We start from the raw sequence: 17,927 nt of genomic DNA on the forward strand, positions 1-17,927 counted from the left end.
ATTATCAGTCTACAATTTTAATAATTATTTTTTAAGTTTTACCTTTAAACATCTGATTTAGCCTTTAATCACCTAACAAAAAAATCAAAATAAACGCCCTGTATTCTGTAAACATTGTTAATTTACAAAAATTAATTACGTCAAATAATGAATAAACTTAATATTTTCAACCGTAAAAACTGGTTTCTTAAAGGCATCATTTTAGTCATTATCAGTTTTTCTTTAATTGGCAAACCAGAAAAAACACATCAATTAGATAATATTGAAGAGTTAATCAGCCAACATAATAATGATGAATACATTATTCTACTTCATGGTATGTTTAGAAGTGCATTTGCAATGAAACCTGCTGAAATTTTTCTAAAAGAGAAAGGCTTTAACATTGTTAATATGAGTTACCCTTCTACACAATATGATATTGAAACTCTTGTGGCTGAACATTTACGTCCTTTGGTATTGTCACTTGAGCAACAAGGCGTCAAAAAGATTCATTTTGTCACACATTCAATGGGCGGTATTCTCGTAAGACAGTATTTAAAGAATTACCCTATGCCTTATTTAGGTCGGGTTGTCATGCTCAGCCCCCCAAATAAAGGCACTGAGCTTACCAATATATTTTCTGATACACAGTGGTTCAAAGATAATATTGGACCTGCAGGTACGCAACTCAATCCACACAGCACTAGCTGGGTGAATCAACTTGGAGATGTAAACTTTGAGTTAGGCATTATTGCTGGTAACTACAATGGAAATTGGCTCACAGCTTGGTTATTGCCAGGAGCAGATGATGGTGTAGTATCGGTTGATAGCATGAAAGTAACAGGGATGACTGACTTTTTATTAGTATCAGAAAAACATTTCAACTTAAGAAGGCTAATACCTGCATTGCAGCAAGCGGTTTATTTTATTGAGAATGGACAGTTTTATCAATAATACTAAATTGTTCTTCTTATGTGAGCTTAGCGTGATATTTACGCCGATAGCGTGGCAACATGGTTTCGTTACCTAATAAACCGCCTTGATGAATGTACAATACAGGTCGGTCTCTTTCTATCTGTTCGCGCTCTAAATGCTCAAGTAAAGTTAACCAGCCTAAGGGATCGTAAAGTAATTCAAACTCAATATTTGTTTCTAACTTTAGTTTTTGCCAAATTTCAAAAAACGCTTTATAAAGTTTCCCAAAATGATATTTTTTTGAACTGGATAATATTTTTGGATGTTGCGTTTCATCCAAACATAACTCTAAAAATTGTTGTTTTAAATATTCATCCCCACCTATACAGGCACAGGTGAGTACTTCAAAATCATATTTCTGTTGTTTAAAATATTGTTGCAAAAATAAAGCTGTTGTCCCAGTACCCGCAGGTAATGCAATTTTTAACTGGGTTATATTTTCATTTTCAGCCCAACAAATAATTTCTTGCGCTAATAAATCTATGCCCATTCTTGCATATTGACAACGCCCGCCTTCAGGCACAAATAAGTGGTTTTTCTCATTTGGAATTATTGTATTTTTAACATAAGACTCAAGCAGTTCTCCTGGCATTAAGTCACCAACTTCAATAATATTAGCGCCATTTTCTAGTGCAGCTCTATAATTCCCTTTCGGATTCTGTTTCATAAAGCTCGCGATATGTGATACATAAAAATCGAACTGCCACCCTTTTAATTTAGCCAATTCAGAAAAGGAAAATAAAGAATTAGCCTGTGCGGAACCATAGCTGATTAATTTATGACAGCCTGAGAAATCACCTTTTAAAAAAGAGTAAAATTTGCGAGCTTTATTTCCTGAAAAAGATTCATGTAATAAATCATCTCTTTTAATATAAAAGAGTCGATTATAAAAAGAGACCTGCTCAATTGGAGAGGAAGTTAAAAGCATATTTTCAAAATATAATTCTTAAAAAATTGTTGTATATTTTAACAATTCCACCCGTTATTTGATAATTAAATATGTATTTAAGTTAAATTTATAAAAAGATTATTTTTTATTTTTAGCCTTTTAAGCTTGTGCACCTTGCTTGTAACTGTTACAAAAGCGCATCTTTCAATATTTAAAGTAAACTATGCACGCATTAATCGAATATATTCCACTCATTTTATTTTTCGCAACTTTTAAGCTAGTTGATATCTTTTGGGCTACAGGTGTTTTAATCGGCACTTCAACTTTACAAGTTGCATTTTATTATTTTAAAGATGGGAAAGTAGCGACAAAAACTTGGGTATTTTTTGGTATTGCACTTGTATTAGGCTCTATGACTTTAATTTTTCATGATGAAGCTTTTATAAAATGGAAAGCAACTGTGATCTATTTTGCTTTTTTCTTAACATTATTAGTTTCACGTTACCTACTCAAGAAAAATTTAATGGAAAAAATGCTTACTTCCATTTTAAAGAATGCATCAGATACAGAGCAAGAACTTAATATTCCTAAAACCCTTTGGGATAAAATAAACTTAATGTGGGCTGCTATCACCTTATTTATCTCTGTATTAAATATTTATATTGCCTACAATTTCTCATTGGATTTTTGGGTAAACTTTAAAGTCTTTGGGTTGATGGGCATTACATTTGTATTTATCTTTATCACTATTATGATGTTATTTAAGTATTTGCCTGAAGAAGAGCCTGAAAAAAAGAAATAAACAGTTTAAATTAAACCGCTAAATTAACCTGTGGCTGTTACATTAAAAGTATGTAACAGCTTTTTTAAGTTCCATACTTAAAATTAATCATAATGGGCACTTATTAGCTACTCAATATCTGATTTAGTTAAAATCCCTTTACTAATTAGTTGATTCAAAACATCTGCACACTTAACTCTCAAATGTTCTCTTAACAGCCGAACTGCCGGCGTAATTGTTTGTCTACTTGGACAAATCAGCCACAACTCTGTCGACTTAGGAGCAAATTCAGATAGGATTGATACAACTTGTTCACTCATCAAATCATGAGACATATCTAAACTAGATTTTGCTGCAACCCCTTTACCACTCACACACCAACGTCTAACCAGTTCGGCATCATTTGAAGCACGATTACTCTGTATTTTCACCTTAATTGACTCCCCTTGATAAGAGAACTCCCAAACGTCATGGATTATGTCATGTAGTTGATATAAAAGTCCGTTATGAGAAGTCAAATCATTAGGATGTTGAGGCAAGCCATAGTTATTTAAGTACTCAGTTGTGGCGCAAATCACACGGGGCACATTACAAATTTTGAAACCATATAAATTGGCATCTTTTGGTGAGCCATAGCGCAATGCAATATCAACTGGATCACGATAAAAATCAATATTACTATCACTGATGTGTAATTTAACACTCACACCTGTATGCGTTTTCATAAATTCATCAAGCCAAGGTAAAATCAAGTTTCGACCTAAATCAGACGGTACTGAAATCCTTAATTCACCATCAATAATATCTAAATCATCTTTGACATTTTGTTGCGCTAAATTAAGCATTTGTAGCGCTTGTTCGCAATTGGGAATGTATCTTTCACCCGCAACAGATAACCTTAAATGTCGCGTCGTTCTTATAAAGAGTTCAACTCCAAGTGTCCGCTCAACTCTTTTGATTGCTGCGCTTGCTGTTGCTGTTCGCATATCTAAACTTTCTGCTGCCGCTGTGATGCTACGAAATTCAGCAACTTTTAAAATAACATTTAAGTCTTCTAATAACATTATTGTCAAAAAATATTTGATAAAGATTCAATTATTATGCTGTTTATCTCAAATCAATCAAGCTCTATTATTATCCCCAAGTTAACCACCATGCTTAACTAATCATCCAAACCACAGGACATAATCATGAAAGCAATTGGCTACAATCAATCACTCCCGATCAGTGAAAAAGCATCTTTAGTAGATATTGAATTACCACAGCCTAAAGCTTCAGGATATGATTTATTAGTGCGTGTTAAATCAATAGCTGTTAATCCAGTAGATTACAAAATTCGTCAAAACGTTAAACCTAAAGAGAATGAATACAAAGTACTCGGTTGGGATACAGCAGGGGAAGTGGTCGCTATAGGTGAGTCAGTGAGCAAGTTTAAACCCGGCGATATGGTATTTTATGCAGGAGATTTAAACCGCCAAGGCGGTAATGCCCAATATCAATCAGTTGATGAACGTATTGTTGGTCATAAGCCAAAAAGTTTATCGAATAGTGAAGCTGCAGCATTACCACTTACAGCTATTACCGCTTGGGAATTATTATTTGAGCGTTTAGCTATAAAACAGCAGCATCCTGATTCAAAAGAACGCTCAAAAGATGTCATTTTGATTGTTGGCGCAGCCGGCGGTGTCGGTTCAATTTTAGTTCAATTAGCAAATGTATTAACAGGTGCAACAGTTATCGCTACAGCCTCTCGTGAAAACTCTGCAAAGTGGGTTAAAACATTGGGGGCTGATTATGTTATTGATCATTCAAAGCCATTACAGAACCAAATTGAACAACTAAATATTGGACAGGTAACGCATATTGCCAGCTTAACACACACAGATTCATACCTAGATAGCTATGTTGCGTTGTTAGCCCCTATGGGAAAAATCGCCTTAATTGATGATCCTAAATCACTTGATATAAGCAAACTTAAACTTAAAAGTTTATCACTACATTGGGAGTTCATGTTTACTCGTTCAATGTTCAACACTTCAGATATCATAAAACAACATCATCTACTCAATAAAGTAAGTGATTTAATTGACCAAGGTTACATTCAAACGACTGTAGGTAAAAATTTAGGCACTATTAATGCAAAAAATTTAAAAGCTGCCCATGAAATACTTGAGTCAGGGAAATCTATTGGAAAAATTGTTTTACAAGGCTTTTAAACATCACAGCAAAACTTTTTTAATACACGACACTTCAGTAATAAAAGAACATGTCTATGGACATTCATAAACCAGTACGTGTCTAATTTAAATAAAGTATTGATAATGATTCAAATATTAAGCTGTTTTCACAAGAAGGAGATATTTTATTATCTGTTTCGTAAACACAAAACTCACCTGAGGAACTCACATGGCAAACTTAACCATAGTTGCAAACATTAAAGCTAATACAGACAAAATTGATTTAGTAAAAGCAGCGCTTTTAAAACTCATTGAAATTACTCGAACTGAAAAAGGCTGTATCAATTACGACTTACATCAAGATAATGAAAACCCTGCTCACTTCATGTTTTATGAAAACTGGCAAACTCGAGAATTATGGCAAGCACATATGGCTAATCAACATTTAGCTGACTATATGGCTGCGACTGAAGGTGCTGTTGCTGAGTTTACGTTAAATGAAATGTCTCTTATTTCTTAATTTCCTATAAAAATCTATCATTCAATTATTAAATGATAGCCTAGTTAAAAAGTTTACTCAGTGTTGAGAATCTCATTACTCAATGTTTTTTTATGATGTAAGTACTTTTCAGTTCAAGATAATTAAAGAAATAAAAAACCGCTTATTAAGCGGTTTTTTTATTTTAACGACACAATTTTAGCGCTAGCCAAAAAAGTGATAATCAAAATATATTCTCGCCACAGTATCGATAAAAATCACAGCAACAATAACAGGCACAAAAGTGCCTAAAGCGACATGTGTATATTTTGCTAGAAAAGTTTTACTAAACTCAGGATTACCAATGGATAATTCTTCATTCAAATTTTGACTTTTCCAGCGATAACTCACAAATAAACATATTAATAACCCATTTAATGGCAATATAGTGTCATAAAACATGTCATAAATAACATCAAATAATGATTTTGACTTACCGCCATAAGAAGTTAAAGAGGTTAAATAGTCAACCATTCCCGCTGATAATGTAGTTAATAATGCCAGTAAACCAGCCCATAAAAACATCGTGTTTAATGCTTTTTTACGCGTCTGCTTTTTTTCATCAATTAAATAAGCTACAGGCACTTCGATAATTGATACTAATGAAGTTAAAGCGGCAAAAAAGACCAATAAAAAGAAAATAACAGCAATTGTACTTGCAAAGAAATAACCAACCGATGTCTCCAGCGCTAAAAATATCTTAGGCAAATAGCTAAAAATTAACGACACACCACTATCACTTAATTCACTTGGGTTAATACTTGGATTAAATGAGAATATAGCTGGCAATACCATTAAACCCGCAATAAATGCAACGGATGTATCAGTGATCGCAACTAATTTGGCAGAGCCGGCAATATCTGTTTCTTTACTAATGTATGAACCATAAGTAATTAAGATACCCATACCTAAAGATAAAGAAAAGAAAGCTTGTGACAATGCGTTACTAATCACTTTTGGTGTTAGCTTGTCGATATCTGGAATTAAATAAAACTCAACACCAGCAAAAGCATTATCTAAAGTTAAAACAAATATCACTAATAAAATAAGCATAACAAATAATGCAGGCATCATCACTTTTGCCGCACGCTCAATACCGGCTTTGACGCCAGAGACAAGAATAAACCGAACTAAAGCAGCCACAACTATCATAGAAACAAATAAGTAAGGACTACTAATAACATCACCGAAGGCACTGGCACTGGCCATGTAATCGAGGTTACCTGAAACCGACAAAACTAAATAAACCAAGATCCATACAGTTAAAACAGTATAAAATATCGCTATCATAAAAGGAGTGATAACGCTCAGTAACCCAGCTAAACGCCATTTAGAATCATTGTCACTTAATTGAGCGTATGCCCCAACAGGATTTTTTGCAGTTTTACGACCTACTGCCATTTCAGCTATCATGACAGGGATGCAGATGACAACAACAAAAATTGCGTACATCAATAAAAATGCTCCACCACCATTTTTTGCAGCATTTACAGGAAACCCCACTAAATTACCAATACCAACAGCTGAACCTGCTGCCGCAAGAATAAACCCTAGACGTGAACTAAAATGCTCGCGATTAGCACTCATAAACAACCTTACTTTTATTATTGTTATATATATATCGCTTGATGCTATCAGCCTTACGCCTCCAGTTTCAAGCTTTTGACGTAAATCTTGTATCAGTATTCTCTAAAAGTGTCACAAAGATGTTACTATTTAGCACTCTTAATCACTTTTTTGGAATTTTTATGTGGTACATGATTTGCTCAACCGATGTTGAAAATAGTTTGGAATTAAGAAAACAAGTTCGTCCAGCTCATATTGCACGATTAGAAGAATTAAAAAATCAAGACAGATTATTTGCCGCAGGACCGCTTCCTGCGATTGATTCTGAAGATCCAGGTGAAGCTGGCTTTACAGGCTCCTTAGTTATCGCTCAATTTGATTCTTTAGAACAAGCCAGAGATTGGGCTGCCGCAGATCCATACGTTGAAGCCAACATATATAAAGAGTCCATAGTAAAACCATTTAAAAAAGTTTTACCTTAAATTAATTATGGCTCTCAGTATTAGAGCCATTCGATTCAGTTTAGATTCACACACAGCTGTTATTCTAAGTGATAAATAAGTCATCATAGTTTAAACTAAAATTTATAAGGTATTTATTTCCATTAGTTTGTATAATTTAAAAATAAAAATTTATTACAATAAATATCAAAAAGTTACTAAACAACAAGCTTAGTTTAAATATATTATTTGGAAGTTTTGTCCTGGAGAATAAGGCATGCATTATTTTAACATTATTTTTTTAGTCCTCATTCTTAGTTTTCCCTCTTTTACTGATGCGAATAATCGCGCTAAACAAAAAGCCATAGGTAAAAAACAAGCTGCAAGCCTAGTACAACAAAAATATCCAGGTAAGGTATTAAAAATAAAAGACTTCAAAAAACACTACAAAGTACGCGTATTACAACCTAAAGGTCGTGTATTAGATGTTACAGTTAATAAAAAAAGTGGTTTAGTAAAAAAAGGCAAAAATTGATGCGTATTTTAGTAATAGAAGATGATTTACATTTAGCCGATAACTTAAGAGCAGCATTAGAAAAAGAGCGCTATAGTGTTGATTTAGCTCATGATGGTGAGTCTGGTTTATTCCATTTAACTGAATACCCTTTAGATTTGGCAGTTATCGACTTAGGTTTGCCTAAAATGAATGGTATTGAAGTCATAAAAAAAGCACGAGAAGCTAATTTAGATATTCCAATCCTTATTTTAACGGCTCGAGATCGTTGGCAGGATAAAGTCGAAGGACTTGATGCTGGTGCCGATGACTACCTTACCAAACCCTTTCATTCAGAAGAGTTAATAGCCCGCTGTAATGCACTTATTCGTAGAAGTGCCGGCCAAGCAAATCCAGAAATGCTTGCAGGGCCTATTCGTCTTCATACGCGTTCCCAACAAGTCTGGGTTAATGATCAAGAACTAAGCTTAACTGCCTATGAATATAAAGTACTTGAGTATTTAATGGTTAACCCACAAAAAGTCATTTCAAAATCAGAACTAACGGAACATATTTACGATCAAGATTTTGATTTAGATTCAAATGTCATCGAAGTTTTTGTCTTACGATTGCGAAAAAAATTAGATCCCGAAAATGTATTTAAACCAATTGAGACCCTTCGAGGGCGAGGTTACAGGCTACAAAGCCAATGGTAACAGGTGAGATATCACTTAAAATTAGACAAGGCTCCACGCTCGTATTTTTATTAGTTATTGCCTTGCCTGTTTTATTTTTCTCTATCGGTAAAGCCTATTATGCATCTTTAGTTGAAGCCACTGAAAATACCTTAGAAGCTCATTTATATTCAATTCTTGCCGAAGTTGATTTCCAAGAAGAGGGTATTGGCATGCCCGCAATTTTATTAACACCTGAACTCAATAGACTTAACTCAGATACCTTTGCGTTTATTTACCTTAATAAAGATAAACAATGGCAATCAGAATCAGCACTAAACAGAGATATCCTGCCCAATATAACTTCTATTCATGCTGGTGAAACTCAATTTAAAGAAATTAATTTTGAAGGCAAAAGTTATTGGCAATTAAGTTTTTCGGTGATCAGTGAAATTAATGAAACATCACATAATGTCACTTTTTATCTATTAAAAGATGATATTGCGCTTCGTGACATGATGCTTGGTTTTCGAGATACATTAAAAAACTGGTTAATTATAATGGCTTTTGCCATTACATTATTATTAATTATCGGGTTTATTTGGAGTGCAAGGCCTCTTCAACGGCTAGATAAAGAAATTATTGCCATAGAATCAGGTAATAGTGATGAAATTAAAGGTCTGTATCCAGTTGAACTAAAAAAAATCACTCAAGACTTAAACCTTTTATTAAACTCACAACAAAGACAAAAAGATCGTTATCGCACCTCACTCAGTGATTTAGCACATGCATTAAAAACACCCTTAGCTGTTTTAAAGTCAAGTCCACTTGCGACAGATAAAGATGCAAACGAACAATTAGACCGCATCAACATTATGATTGAGCACCAGTTAAAGCGTGCTGCAACGGGTGGGACAGATACCTGGAAGAAACAAACAGCAATTAAACCTGTCGCAAACTCCATTGTAAATGCAATGAAAAAAGTATATCAAGATAAAAACATTCAATTTATCAGTAATATTCCATCTAAAAGTTACTTTTTAGGTGATAAAACTGATTTAATGGAATTAATGGGTAACTTAATCGATAATGCATGTAAAGCATGTGAAGCTTTAGTTCAAATTGAAATATCGATAAAAAAGTCATCAACAACACAGCTATTATCAATTAAAATTTCAGATGATGGACCAGGGGTCCCTTTAGAGTCTATTAAGCTCTTGACTCAAAGAGGTACTCGGTTAGATACATATGAAAAAGGTCATGGTGTTGGTATGGCAATTGTTAATGACTTGGTCGATTCATATCAAGGCAAGCTTAAAATATCAGATAGCGACCTAGGGGGCGCATTATTTAATGTTGAATTTAATTACAAACAAAACTAAAACAACCTTAATATTATTTTTGGGGTTTACCAGTTTTGTAAGTCACGCACAATTTAATGACGGCTGTGATAAAGAAAAAACGACAAATTTAAGTTATTTACGCTGCTTAGATAATAAAATTGTATTAGAGAAACGTACTGCTGATACTTGGATCACAAAAATTCAACTCGATTTAGAAAAAAAGCAAAATGAAACCGGAAATTTACAACTTCTTAGAGTTTTCAAACGTTCGGAGCAAGATTTTGAAAAATTTATTGAAGACAACTGCCGCTGGCGTTATTTAAATCGATTGCCAGATACAATAGCAGCAGCAATCGCCTATAAACGGTGTGAATTACTTTCCATTCAAAAACATATAGAGTTATTACAATTACAATAAATTAGCGGGATGTAAGTCCCGTTAATTTATAGCTTAACTATTCTTCTACATTACCTAATAAAACAGCCATCCAGCGTCCTTCATCACTTGCTTCAAGGGCAATTTTTACTATCATGGTCAAAGGCACTGATAATAACATGCCCACAGTGCCTAATAACCAACCCCAAAAAATTAATGATAAGAATACCACCAGTGTTGATAAGCCTAAACCTTTTCCCATAAACCTAGGTTCGACCACATTCCCCATAATAGTATTAATCGTGACATACCCAAGCACAACGATACCTGCAACCGCAGGACCTTGTAGCACCAAAGCAAGTAGAACAGCAGGTATAGCTGCAATCATAGAACCAATATTAGGGATGTAGTTAAGCATAAAAGCTAAAACACCCCATAAAACAAAATAATCAACACCCAAAACCCATAAGAGTATTGCAGCTAAAACACCCGTTGCTAAACTCACTAACGTTTTAATCGCTAAATAAGAGTTTACTGAGTCTAAGAAACGATCTATATGGTGCATTTTCATTTGCGGATCAGCCAATGCCAAATGTACTTTTTTACTGACTACCGGCGCTTCAAATAACATAAAAATAGCGGTTAAAACTATCAAAAATAAATTTGCCATCACCGAGCCTAAACCCGTGAGTGTATTTGTTGCAAAATCAATCACCTTGCCAGGATCAAAGAAAGATAATATCTGTTCTTTGTCTATCAAAATATTATATTTTGCTGCAATATCCACTAGCCAGATAAACTTCTCTTGTAATAAAATTTTATATTCTGGCAATTTTTGAGAAAAGTCATTTAATGACTGCCCTACTAATCCCGCTACCGACATACCAACAAGAATTATCAGCATAAATACAATAATAACTGCCAACCCTTTTGGCACTTTAAATTTAGCCAAATAGCTAATAAGTGGATTACAAATTATCGCGATAAAAACAGCTAACAGCATAGGTACAATAATGTCACTCGACATTTTTATACCTGCTAATATCACAACAAGTGCGGCAAGAATAACAAACCCTCTGCTTGCTCCCACTAATTTACCTTGTGTCATGTCATTCCTTATGTTCAAAATTCATGAAAAATAATTTATGACTATACTTATACTCAAAGGTTTTACGCAATACAATCAATTTTATTAAAGATCAATTAGTTCGCTCTTAGATGCCTACTTTACGAAATCCAAAAAAATGAATTTTATTAAAAGCCAATGTAAATAAAACAGGAGACAATGATGAATATTTTAATCACGGGTGGCACAGGGTTAATAGGCAGTGCATTGATCCCATTTTTAAATAATCATCATAAAATCACAGTATTAACCAGAAACCAAAACAAAGTATATATTAAGATAGGCTCACATATAAAAGCAATTTCTCAATTGTCAGAAATTGATTTTAACCAACTAGACATCATCATTAACTTAGCAGGTGAGGCAATCGTTGATAAACGTTGGGATCAAAAACAAAAACAAAAAATTGAACACAGTCGATGGCATTTAACACAACAAATAGTCGATGAAATAACAAAAGCTAAAAACCCACCTCATACCTTTATATCAGGCAGTGCAATTGGTTTTTATGGGCGTCAAAATGAACACCCTATTGATGAAACGTTTAATAATTGCACGCATGAATTTAGTCATACTTTATGTAAAAAATGGGAGTCTATTGCACTTGGCGCATGTTCAGAACATACACGAGTCTGCATTTTAAGAACCGGTATTGTATTATCATCTCAAGGTGGAGCGCTGTGTAAAATGTTACCTGCATATAAATATGCGTTAGGAGGACCTATTGCTAATGGTGAACAAATGATGTCCTGGATCCACATTGACGATATGTTAGGTTTAATTATTTATTTAATTGAAGAAACAAACTTACAAGGTATTTTTAATGCAACAGCACCTAACCCAGTTTCAAATGAGGAGTTTTCTCGATTATTAGCCGGTTCATTAAAAAGACCTCATTTTTTAAGAGTCCCCGCTAAAGTCTTAACTTTATTATTAGGTGAAATGGCTGAACTTTTGATTTATGGTCAAAATGTTCAGCCAAAGAACATTATAGCTGCGGGATATCGTTTTCATTACCCACAATTAAAAGAAGCATTTACACATTTATTAAGACAACACTCGTAATAAATCTGAGGTATTTTTCTTTAATGTTTTCGCTATCATGAAATAGCCTAAACTTGATACAAAACCAGCACCTATCAATGGTCCAACTAACCAGATCATAGGGTGCAACTTACCAGCTAATTCAAACATGTGTTGTTGTACAAGTAATAAAGCAATATCACTGAAAATAGCCGCAACCAAACCCGCTATTAATCCTAATAAGAAAAACTCATACAAGGTTGCTAATTTTATTAACCGACCCTTTGCACCTAATGTTCTTAATATAACGACTTCCTGCATACGCTCTTGCAAACTAGCTTGAACTTGAGAAATAAGTACTAGCCCACCACAAAACATCACGATCACTAATACAAATCCAATAGCAATAGAAACCTGAGAAATTGTAGAGCGTATTTGCTTAATAAAACTATCAACATCTATCATGGTAATTGTTGGATAGGTTTTCAATAATACATTCAGTGACTTTTTACTTTCTTTTGGTACATGTAAAGCCGAAATGTAAGTTGCAGGAAAACTGCTTAATAAATCAGGGCTTAAAATGATGAAAAAGTTAGGTTTTAAGCTTGACCAGTTTACTTTACGAAAGCTGGTGACTTTTGCATTAAAGCGCTCAGAACCAATCAATATCTCTATACTGTCGCCTATTTTTAACTCCAGTCGTTCAGCCAAACCTTCTTCCACCGATGCCTCACCCGTTACACCTGTATCAAACCATTTTCCTTGCGTAATTTCATTTTGTGATGGCACTTCTGTCAACCAGGTTAAATTTAGCTCTCGTCCTATACCAGACTTAGCTTCTTCATCCTTTTTTTCATTATCTTGTTCAGAGTAATCTCGCGCTAATAATTCATCATTAACTGCATTTAATCGACCTCTCACCGTAGGATAAAACCCCGTTGTGCTTATACCTTTTGCAGATAACATGTTTTCTATTGGATCTAGCTGTTCATGCGTCACATTCACTAGAAATGCATTAGGTGCATCCACTGGTAGCTGTGACTGCCAATCGTTTATAATGTCATTTTTTAAAACCAATAAAAACAATAACAGCTTAATTGCTAAAGCAAAGCTAACTAGCTGAACTGAATTAGCACTGGCACGTTTTTGCAATGATGCAATCGCCAATGACCAGCTAGAACCAGGGCTTAACCCTATGCCCCTGCCCGCTTTAAATAATAATCTGCTAATGCCATATAAGATACCAACCAATGCCGCTGATGATAAAAATAAAATACTTGAAATCATCCACTGACCACTGAATAACAACATTAAAGAAAAAATTGTCAAGGCAGATAATAAAAGGTGTAACTTACTGACAGCAATTGAATCGCCTAAACTACGACGTAAAACACGAAGTGGTGGAATATCAAATAAATCGAGTAAAGGTTTAAGTGAAAACATCAAGGCACAGGTTGCTCCAGTAGCAATAGCAATAAACCACGGTCTTATACTTGCCTCAGGTAGTGCTTGATCCATACTTTGGGATAAATAATCTACGGCTATTAATTGCAAAGCAAAACCAAATAACAAACCAATAGCAATCGCAAAAATGGTTACTAAAGATAAATGTAATACAAATATTTTTCGCACATTTGAACGACTTCCGCCTAAGGTTTTCATCATGGCAACAGGGTCGTATTGATTTTCACAATACCTTTTTGCCGAAACGGCAATGGCGACAGCAGCAAGCATAATGCCTAATAATCCTGCCAATAATAAGAATTTTTCAGCGCGATTTACCGAACCCGATAACCAAGACTGTTTATCTTTAACGCCCCACCAGCTTTGATTTTCAGATAATTTAGGTTTAAGCCATTTATAATAAGAGACGATATTATCTTCATCGCCTGCAAAAAGCATTGCATAATAAACACGGCTACCCGGTTGTATCACCTGTGTAGCAGGAACATCTTCTATATTAATTAATACTCTGCGACTGGCCGAAAATATATTAAAAGGTGCATCAGGCTCTTCTACCAAAACTTTTTGTGCAATCAAGTTCATTGCACCTAGCTCAACTTTATCACCAATTTTAATATCTAGTGCGTAAAGTACTGACTCACTAAGCCAAATATTGCCCGGCGTTGGTCCCGTTTTAACTGCATAATCATTTGCCTGTTCAGTTAAATCATCTTTTATGATCAGCTCACCGCGCAGTGGATATTCTTTTGAAACTGCTTTAACCGAACTTAACTGCAAATTATCATTTGCAAATAACATGGTATCAAAAAAGATTTGATCTGCAGTTTTCAGCAAATATTCTTTTGATTTTGTTTTATATTCATCTGGTAAAGGGTGTGCGCTGCCAAGTTTTCTATCTGCGGCAATAAAAGTATTACTTTTTTGCTCAATTGATTGACCAATACGGTCTGTAACAGATGAAAGCGTTAATACAGTCAAAACAGCCAATGCAATAGCTGCTGTAATAATCGTTAACTCGCCTCTTTTTAGTTCACGAAAAAACAATCTAAAAGCCAGTTTCACCCACAAAGCTTGAGGCGTTATATTTTTATCCTGCATATGCACGCGTCCCGCTGCTATCTTTTATCAATTCACCGCCATCAATATGTAAAATACGATTACAACGCTGCGCCAAATGTTCATCGTGCGTCACCAATAATAAGGTTGTGCCTTTTTCTTGATTCAATTCAAATAATAAAGACTCTATCAAATGACCATTTTTGGTATCTAAATTAGCAGAAGGTTCATCGGCAAATAATATTTTAGGAGAGCCCACAAATGCACGTGCGATTGCAACACGTTGTTGCTCCCCTCCAGATAACTGTGATGGAAAATGATCTAATCTATGTTCTAAACCTACTTTAGTTAACAAGCTCATGGCTTGTTGTTTTGCATCTGTATGCCCTGCAAGCTCTGCCGGTAACATCACATTTTCCAGCGCAGTTAAACTTTGAACTAACATAAATGATTGAAATACAAAACCAATTGATTTAGCCCTCAAAGCAGCTCTTTGCTCTTCGTCTAACTGATGCAAAGGCTCACCATCCAGATGAATTTCACCTTCACTGGTCGCATCCAGTCCAGCTAATAAACCTAACAAAGTCGATTTACCAGATCCTGATGCGCCAACGATGGCAACCGACTCTCCAGACTTGACATTAAAGCTAATGTCGCTAAGGATAGGTAACTCGCCAGCAAGGGTATTTACTTTTTTAGATAAATTCCTTACTTGAATAATAGGCTTAACAGTCTGATTAATATTTATTTGTGAAAGCTCTGTCATATGATTTACTCAAAATTCCATCGTTTTTATAGTCGATTTTTAGTTCGTATTCTGTGTGTTTTCTGCCTTAGCGCAGTGAGTACTCAGTCATTTGCAATATCAAAAGTACTTATACTAGGTGATAGCTTAAGTGCAGGGTATGGTTTAAAGCAAGAACAAGGTTGGGTGCATTTGTTACAACTTGCGTATAAAGATAAAAAACAGCCCATTGAACTCATAAATGCCAGCATTAGTGGCGAAACAAGTGGCGGTGCTTTAAGGCGTTTAGATGCAATTTTAAAAGCGCAGCAGCCCGATTATGTATTGATTGAAATAGGGGGTAACGATGGTTTAAGAGGGTTTCCTATTAAATCACTACAAAATAATTTATTACAATTAATTGAGAACACCCGAAAATTTGGTGCTATTCCTGGCGTAATGACAATTCAGATCCCACCCAATTATGGCCCCAGGTACGCAAATATGTTCAGTGGTACCTTTAAAAAAGTAACGCAACAAAGTAATACAAAGCTATTGCCATTTTTCATGGATAATATCGCGATAGATAAAGAGTTTATGCAAGCTGATGGCATACATCCAAACGAAGCTGCTCAACCTTTTATTCGTGATAAAATGGAAACTGAAATTAATAATTGGATCAATACACCTAAAAGCCAACCAAAGGATAGCGAATAAAGTTCATATTAAACAAATCACTTTAGATCAGACTTGCTGTAAATACATCCTTATACGCTCGAGTGCTACAGCCATGTCGTAAAAAGGTCTGTTCTAAAGTTATCTGTATTCCCATAATAAATTTACAATACAAAACAGTAAACATCGAGATGTGCTTACTTTATCAGCAAACAAATTCGTATATGCGTTAATATGTTGATTTTCAGCATAAGATGAGTAATATAGCGCCCAGATGTCGGCATCACCCAATGCTAAAGGTTATATTTAAAACATCTAATTTAAAGTCGGGGTATAGCGCAGTTTGGTAGCGCACTTGTCTGGGGGACAAGGGGTCACAGGTTCAAATCCTGTTACTCCGACCATTTCAAAAGTGTTTTACACACTCAAAATCATCCATTATTTAAATCTTTATATTTCTTAAAAATCCCCTTTTCAGATTTACAACTCAAATAAGTTTAATTTTATTTTCTGAGCGATGAAATGCTCCTGTTTAAGGGTTTTTCTATGCGTTTTAATAGCAGTAAATGTAAGTTCACATTTAGCAGATAACGCCGCTTGCTTTTGAATACAAATTTCATCTCATATAAATAGTTTCTATGAGTCCAATAATTAATACAACGATTTATTTAGGGTAAAAATAATTGTAGCTAAGGTATCTAACAAACCTCGCACTAAATTCCTGTTAACAATTGATTGCAATGTAAATAAAAAGCGAAAACCGATGAAATCCAAGCCTTTATTACTACCATAACAGAAATAGTTTGAATAACTATAAATGTTTCAAATTTGTTTCATAACTAAAGAGATTACCCTATTAAAACTAAAAAGGTTACACCTTGATTTTAAAAACATTTTACCGTACCTTACTCAGGAATTTAAAAATATAATATGACTCATCCATCACACGATCTTAAATAAAATAAGGAAATCTAAATGATTAATACTCATAAAAAAATAGTGCGTACCGTAGCTTTTATTACCTTAGCCGGAATAGTTGCTCCTACAGTGGCAGATGTGTTAGATTTTGATCGAACAGCTGGTTTTCATCAACAAAAAACTTCCTCACCTCATGCAATATTAAAAGTTGCTTTCGATAAGCAAGTCTTTAATGTTGGTGAAGAAGTAAAAATTCACTGGAAATTTTATGAACGTAATGACTCTAACTCCTCAAGGAAATCAACTGTAACCAATGTGAGTTGTGATGTTCGCAGTCAGTGGGGTATTCAATTTAACGAAAAAGGTTTATCAGCTGAAGGCGTCATAACATCAATCCCCTATACCTCTATCGATGGAAGTGTAAGTTGTTGGTTTGATTTTGAGTATGAAGGTAGAATGCTAAGGAGCGTTATTAACGCTGAAGTTAGAACTATTACGAGTGACTAGGTAGTCATAATTACCTTATGTAAAAATTTGTGACACCTACACTTACTTAATTGATATTATTTAATCTATTTAATAAATATTATTTAGCTAGGGGCTGTTGATCTTTGTTTGAATTTTGTGCGTAAGTGACAATCTCGTATAATTCACTTCGCCAAAACCAAACTAAACGAGATTGTCATGCCCCGATTAATGCTCACTGATGA

Annotated in this window: 18 protein-coding genes and 1 tRNA gene; 13 read left to right on the plus strand and 6 right to left on the minus strand. The window is 34.5% G+C overall.

The features are described 5' to 3' along the window. The first annotated feature begins 147 nt into the window (after window positions 1-147). Complete coding sequence (locus BM088_RS19920) at window positions 148-933, plus strand: esterase/lipase family protein (protein ID WP_091988847.1); 786 nt, start codon at window positions 148-150, stop codon at window positions 931-933. A gap of 16 nt (window positions 934-949) precedes the next feature. On the opposite strand, the gene BM088_RS19925 is transcribed toward BM088_RS19920, so the two are convergent. Then, window positions 950-1,882 (minus strand): 1-aminocyclopropane-1-carboxylate deaminase, encoded by a 933-nt coding sequence (locus BM088_RS19925; protein ID WP_091988850.1) that lies wholly within the window; start codon window positions 1,880-1,882, stop codon window positions 950-952. Between the two features lie 184 nt (window positions 1,883-2,066). Here BM088_RS19925 and BM088_RS19930 point away from each other — a divergent pair, with 184 nt between their 5' ends. Next, a complete protein-coding gene (locus tag BM088_RS19930; protein WP_091988853.1) occupies window positions 2,067-2,645 on the plus strand; it encodes an inner membrane-spanning protein YciB in 579 nt (192 codons plus the stop codon). A gap of 107 nt (window positions 2,646-2,752) precedes the next feature. Here BM088_RS19930 and BM088_RS19935 read toward each other — a convergent pair whose 3' ends face one another. After that, window positions 2,753-3,688, minus strand: coding sequence for a LysR family transcriptional regulator (locus BM088_RS19935; RefSeq protein WP_091988856.1), 936 nt, complete (start codon window positions 3,686-3,688; stop codon window positions 2,753-2,755). Window positions 3,689-3,814: 126 nt separating this feature from the next. Between BM088_RS19935 and BM088_RS19940 the strand changes: the two genes are divergently transcribed. Together BM088_RS19940 and BM088_RS19945 are read left to right on the plus strand one after the other, a co-directional pair. Continuing rightward, window positions 3,815-4,840, plus strand: a complete 1,026-nt coding sequence (locus tag BM088_RS19940) for a zinc-binding alcohol dehydrogenase family protein (protein WP_091988859.1) — start codon at window positions 3,815-3,817, stop codon at window positions 4,838-4,840. A gap of 190 nt (window positions 4,841-5,030) precedes the next feature. Further along, window positions 5,031-5,321 (plus strand): putative quinol monooxygenase, encoded by a 291-nt coding sequence (locus BM088_RS19945; RefSeq protein ID WP_091988862.1) that lies wholly within the window; start codon window positions 5,031-5,033, stop codon window positions 5,319-5,321. 183 nt (window positions 5,322-5,504) lie between these two features. Here BM088_RS19945 and BM088_RS19950 read toward each other — a convergent pair whose 3' ends face one another. Further along, complete coding sequence (locus tag BM088_RS19950) at window positions 5,505-6,926, minus strand: sodium-dependent transporter (protein WP_091988865.1); 1,422 nt, start codon at window positions 6,924-6,926, stop codon at window positions 5,505-5,507. A gap of 161 nt (window positions 6,927-7,087) precedes the next feature. Between BM088_RS19950 and BM088_RS19955 the strand changes: the two genes are divergently transcribed. From BM088_RS19955 to BM088_RS19975, 5 genes are all read left to right on the plus strand, one after another. Continuing rightward, window positions 7,088-7,387, plus strand: a complete 300-nt coding sequence (locus BM088_RS19955) for a YciI family protein (protein ID WP_091988868.1) — start codon at window positions 7,088-7,090, stop codon at window positions 7,385-7,387. Between the two features lie 235 nt (window positions 7,388-7,622). After that, a complete protein-coding gene (locus BM088_RS19960) occupies window positions 7,623-7,880 on the plus strand; it encodes a PepSY domain-containing protein (RefSeq protein WP_091988871.1) in 258 nt (85 codons plus the stop codon). Continuing rightward, complete coding sequence (locus tag BM088_RS19965) at window positions 7,880-8,554, plus strand: response regulator transcription factor (protein WP_091988874.1); 675 nt, start codon at window positions 7,880-7,882, stop codon at window positions 8,552-8,554. The genes BM088_RS19960 and BM088_RS19965 overlap by 1 nt, the downstream gene beginning before the upstream one ends. Then, entirely contained in the window at window positions 8,548-9,894 is a 1,347-nt protein-coding gene (locus BM088_RS19970; protein WP_091988877.1) for an ATP-binding protein, read from the plus strand. Before BM088_RS19965 ends, BM088_RS19970 begins: the two co-directional genes overlap by 7 nt. Continuing rightward, window positions 9,866-10,273, plus strand: a complete 408-nt coding sequence (locus BM088_RS19975) for a hypothetical protein (RefSeq protein ID WP_091988880.1) — start codon at window positions 9,866-9,868, stop codon at window positions 10,271-10,273. The genes BM088_RS19970 and BM088_RS19975 overlap by 29 nt, the downstream gene beginning before the upstream one ends. Window positions 10,274-10,310: 37 nt before the next feature. On the opposite strand, the gene BM088_RS19980 is transcribed toward BM088_RS19975, so the two are convergent. Next, complete coding sequence (locus tag BM088_RS19980; RefSeq protein ID WP_091988883.1) at window positions 10,311-11,339, minus strand: AI-2E family transporter; 1,029 nt, start codon at window positions 11,337-11,339, stop codon at window positions 10,311-10,313. A 180-nt stretch (window positions 11,340-11,519) separates the two neighbouring features. On the opposite strand from BM088_RS19980, the gene BM088_RS19985 reads away from it, so the two are divergent. Then, window positions 11,520-12,422 carry a TIGR01777 family oxidoreductase gene (locus BM088_RS19985; protein ID WP_091988886.1) on the plus strand — a complete coding sequence of 301 codons (903 nt, stop codon included), beginning with the start codon at window positions 11,520-11,522 and terminating at the stop codon, window positions 12,420-12,422. Here the strand turns inward: BM088_RS19985 and BM088_RS19990 are convergent. Both BM088_RS19990 and BM088_RS19995 read right to left on the minus strand, forming a co-directional pair. Further along, window positions 12,405-14,912, minus strand: coding sequence for an ABC transporter permease (locus tag BM088_RS19990; protein ID WP_091988904.1), 2,508 nt, complete (start codon window positions 14,910-14,912; stop codon window positions 12,405-12,407). The genes BM088_RS19985 and BM088_RS19990 overlap by 18 nt on opposite strands. A 19-nt stretch (window positions 14,913-14,931) precedes the next feature. Beyond that, window positions 14,932-15,666: an ABC transporter ATP-binding protein gene (locus BM088_RS19995; RefSeq protein WP_091988889.1), complete on the minus strand. Its 735-nt coding sequence runs from the start codon at window positions 15,664-15,666 to the stop codon at window positions 14,932-14,934. Between BM088_RS19995 and BM088_RS20000 the strand changes: the two genes are divergently transcribed. The 3 genes from BM088_RS20000 to BM088_RS20010 all read left to right on the plus strand — a co-directional run bounded on the left by BM088_RS20000 (window position 15,667) and on the right by BM088_RS20010 (window position 17,724). Then, window positions 15,667-16,341: an arylesterase gene (locus tag BM088_RS20000; protein ID WP_091988892.1), complete on the plus strand. Its 675-nt coding sequence runs from the start codon at window positions 15,667-15,669 to the stop codon at window positions 16,339-16,341. A gap of 285 nt (window positions 16,342-16,626) precedes the next feature. Beyond that, a tRNA-Pro gene (locus BM088_RS20005) sits at window positions 16,627-16,703 on the plus strand. A gap of 571 nt (window positions 16,704-17,274) precedes the next feature. Further along, complete coding sequence (locus BM088_RS20010) at window positions 17,275-17,724, plus strand: hypothetical protein (protein ID WP_091988895.1); 450 nt, start codon at window positions 17,275-17,277, stop codon at window positions 17,722-17,724. The last annotated feature ends 203 nt before the right edge of the window (window positions 17,725-17,927 follow it).

The organism is Pseudoalteromonas denitrificans DSM 6059, assembly GCF_900112265.1.
In the GTDB taxonomy this organism is placed as follows: Bacteria; Pseudomonadota; Gammaproteobacteria; order Enterobacterales; family Alteromonadaceae; genus Pseudoalteromonas; species Pseudoalteromonas denitrificans.